Annotated in this window: 2 protein-coding genes; both read right to left on the bottom strand. The window is 77.6% G+C overall.

Annotated elements, in window-relative coordinates; genetic code table 11:
• The coding region (locus AOK16_RS24765; RefSeq protein ID WP_420865405.1) for a sacsin N-terminal ATP-binding-like domain-containing protein at positions 1-1,646 on the bottom strand (1,646 nt) is incomplete at its 3' end.
• Positions 1,647-1,757: 111 nt separating this feature from the next.
• The coding region (locus AOK16_RS24760; RefSeq protein WP_157859349.1) for a DUF3027 domain-containing protein at positions 1,758-2,315 on the bottom strand (558 nt) is incomplete at its 5' end.

Raw genomic sequence — 2,315 nt, 5'->3', positions numbered from 1 at the left:
GCGCGGAGGCGGCCGTCGAGTTCGCCCTTGCCGAGGGGGCCCGGGACGAGGTCGATGGTGCCGGTGCCGACGGGGCGCCAGTCGCGTACGAGGGCGACGTACGCCTCCGCCGCCCGCTCCACCAGGAAGTCCGTGAGCGGCCCGGGCGCGGCGTGGCGGCGGGTCGGCTCCAGCGGGAAGGAGGCGATCAACAGGGCGGGAAGGTCGAGGGGTTCGTCGGTGGGAGTGGGGGCGTGGACGACGGGCGCGGTGGCCGGACGCGCGGGCGCGCCACGGCGGTCACCCCCATCGCGCTCACCTTCACTGTCCCGGACGGGCGGGACTTCGCCGCCGCGTACGGGCCGGAACTCGCTGCCGTGTCCAGGCAAGGGTTCGTCGCCACGTACCGGGACGGCCCAGGTCACCGACCACACCGGCCGCAGCCGCTCCTCGACGGGGCGGTCGGCGAGCAGCGCCGCGTCCAGCGCACCACCGGCGGCGGAGGTCCGCCAGCGGGTGGTACGGGTGACGGGCGCGGAGGCGGCACCGGGAGCGGAGGCGGACAGGGGCGCGGAGGCGGGCCACCGAGCGGCATCGGACCCCGGCGCGGTGTCGGACCGGAGCGTGGTGTCGGACTGAGGCGCGGTGTCGGGTCGGGGTGCGGTGTGGGGTCGGGGTGCGGTGTCGGGTCGGGGTGCCGCCCCGCTCACCGTGTGCTCCTCCCGGTCCTCGATCACGACGTACAGGCCTTCCTGATGCCTCGTCAGAGTCCGCACGGATTCCGGGGTTTCGACCACGACCTCGTCGAGCCCCGGGAGGGTCAGCAGCAGCGCGTCGTCGATCCCGGCGAGCAGGCGCGCGACGAGGTCGGCGGCGGCTCCGTCGCGCAGGGGCAGGACGACGGCGGTGTCGTAGCCGACGGGCGCGGTGCCCTCGGCGGGCAGCGGCAGCCGCAGCAGCGGGACGTGGCCGTCGCGGCGGCGGAGCTCGTCCGCGAGACCCTCGCCCGGGCCGGCCCCGGCCGTATCGGCTGCCCCGGCCGCCCTGGCCGCCGCCCCGCCTGCCTCGGCCGCCCTGGCCGCCCCGGCCGCCTCACGCGCCAACTCCCGCGCCTCGGCGAGCGACCAGCGGACCCCGCCCGCACGCCCGACGACCGCGGGCTCGTCACTGACCGCCAGCACCGCGGCGAACCCGACCCCGAACCGCCCGACAGCGGCGACCGGATCGTCATCCCGCTTGGCGGACGCGCGCAGCGTCGAGAGCGATTCGACACCGGGGGCGTCGAGGGGGGCACCGGTGTTGGAGGCGATGAGCGTGGCCGGACCGCCGCCGGCGGCGAGGGCCGAGCCGGTGGGGCCGTTGGCAGCCGAGCCGGTCGGGGCCGAACCGATCGGGCCCGTCGGGCCGGTGTGCGGCGAGCCGGTGGGGCCCGTCGGGGCGAAGGTGAGGCGGAGGCGGCCGGGGACACCGGCACGGGCGGCGGCGTCGGCCGCGTTCTGGGCGAGTTCCACGACCAGGCGGTCACGGTAGCCGCCGAGGGCGAGGTCCTCCTCGGCGTTGGCGTCCTCGCGGAAACGGGCGGGGGACGCGGCCCACGCGTCCAGCACGCCGCGCCGCAGCCGCGCCGTCCCGAACGGGTCCGCCCCGCCGGGTGTCGCCTGCACCATCGCCGTGCCGCCGCCCACTGTCGTCTCCCTCGCCCGGTCCCGCCCAACGTCCGTCCAGCGCCGAACGTACCGCCTGCCGGACGTACGGCGCCGCTGGGGGCGACCGGGCCTCTAGGAGTGCCCCAACTCCTCCGGCGCTCCCGCCGGTTCCACCGAGCCGCCGTTGCGGTCGGGGTGGAGCGGCAGCGGATCGGCGACGGTCTCGTCGATGACCGGCGGCGCCGGCCGCGACGGCTTCGGCATGACGGCCGCCTCGGAATGCCCCCCGCACCCGTAGGCGAGCGACACCACACGCCCGTCCGCGGGCGAGAACTCGTTCGCGCACACCCCGAACGCCTGCCGCAGCGACCCCGCCAACGGCACCAGGAACCCGCACGTCACGCACGCCGCGGGCGCGGCCTGCGCCATCGGGGTCTTCGCGCCGTACGACTCGTCCCAGCGGTCGGCGGCGATGTGCAGCCCGTAGCGGGAGAGGACGCGCGCCCGGCGCATACCGAGCTCCTCGGCCAGGGCCGCGATACTGCCGCGCGCCGTCTGCGCCGGCAGCACGGACGGCGCGACGCCGCCCACCCCGGCGGACTTGTCCCGCTGCCGCGCACCAGTCGCCGCGCCCTCGCCCGTATCGGCCGAAGCCGGCCCCTCAGCGAGCCCGGCCATCCCAGCCGCCCC

The organism is Streptomyces pathocidini (assembly GCF_001418495.1).
GTDB lineage: Bacteria > Actinomycetota > Actinomycetes > Streptomycetales > Streptomycetaceae > Streptomyces > Streptomyces pathocidini.
Note: the sequence above shows the minus strand (reverse complement) of the source record. Positions and strands in the feature narration are given on the sequence as shown.